2 protein-coding genes are annotated in these 937 nt (G+C 57.0%); both read left to right on the forward strand.

Annotated features, from left to right (window positions below):
* Window positions 1-277 precede the first annotated feature (277 nt).
* Window positions 278-466 (forward strand): hypothetical protein, encoded by a 189-nt coding sequence (locus tag EXE42_RS15950; protein ID WP_137695005.1) that lies wholly within the window; start codon window positions 278-280, stop codon window positions 464-466.
* A 40-nt stretch (window positions 467-506) separates the two neighbouring features.
* Window positions 507-937, forward strand: a 431-nt coding sequence (locus EXE42_RS15955) for a hypothetical protein (RefSeq protein WP_137706953.1), incomplete at its 3' end; no start/stop codon positions are given.

The following is a 937-nucleotide window of genomic DNA, read 5'->3' on the forward strand; positions in this document are numbered from 1 at the left end:
GGGAGGGTCAGTACCACGTTCATCTGTTCGAACGCGTTGACAACGACACAGGACGCGTTGTGACAGACCTGTACGGCCACTACGAGATTCACCCGTACCCACACACCCCGACGTGGGATCTCACCCGTCCATGGCCGCGTCACTACCGTCCAACGTGGGACACCAATGACGATCCACGCTCGGAGTGGACGTACCTTCGCGGGGTCCGTGATCCACGACTCGACGGAATCCTTCGTCCATAGCGCACAGCGTGGAAACCATCTACTGAACACCCGACATGAGCACTTCCAACGCCAACACCACACAGAAAGCATCGCTCGCTGACAAAGTTCTCGACAACGTCACCGACATCATCGCCTTGGTCGTCATCGGGGCGATCTTGCTGTACTTCGGTGAACCCTCCACCGAGACGTTGGCAGCGATTACCTCAATCGCACTCGGAAAGCGGTACTTGAAAGGCAAATGACGCACAATCTTTTTGTATCTGACACACGAAAATACACCTAATGGATACGTCCCAAGAACCGCAGTCACAGACTGCGGACGTTGAGAAGCCTGCTTCGCAGACATCTCAAGTCACACGGACACAAGTAGATCACGACGGTGACAGCATCCGTCTATACTACCTCCCAGGGTCCGATATTCCGCCGATGCCCTCCGTAACCACCATCGAGGAGCTACGGGTAGACCCCGAGAAGGACGAGGCGTTGAAGGGGTGGCGAGATCGCTACGACGGACAGAGCGGATGGGCGCGACCGTGGTGGAAAGATCAGCGAGAGTACAAACGCTACCGTGGCACCCTCATCCACTTCGTCGTCCTCGACGCCTTGGCCGATGCGTCGGGCGATACCCACTTCCACGAAGTCGGAGACAACGACTGGGGCTACGAGGAATACTACGCGGAATACTGCCTGAAGAAGTGGTCGAAGAAGGCCCC

Source organism: Halorubrum sp. SP3, assembly GCF_005435195.1.
GTDB classification, from domain to species: Archaea; Halobacteriota; Halobacteria; order Halobacteriales; family Haloferacaceae; genus Halorubrum; species Halorubrum sodomense.

Coding starts and splice junctions, on each gene's coding strand:
- EXE42_RS15950 (WP_137695005.1), top strand. CDS start 278: ATGAGCACTTCCAACGCCAACACCACACAGAAAGCATCGCTCGCTGAC.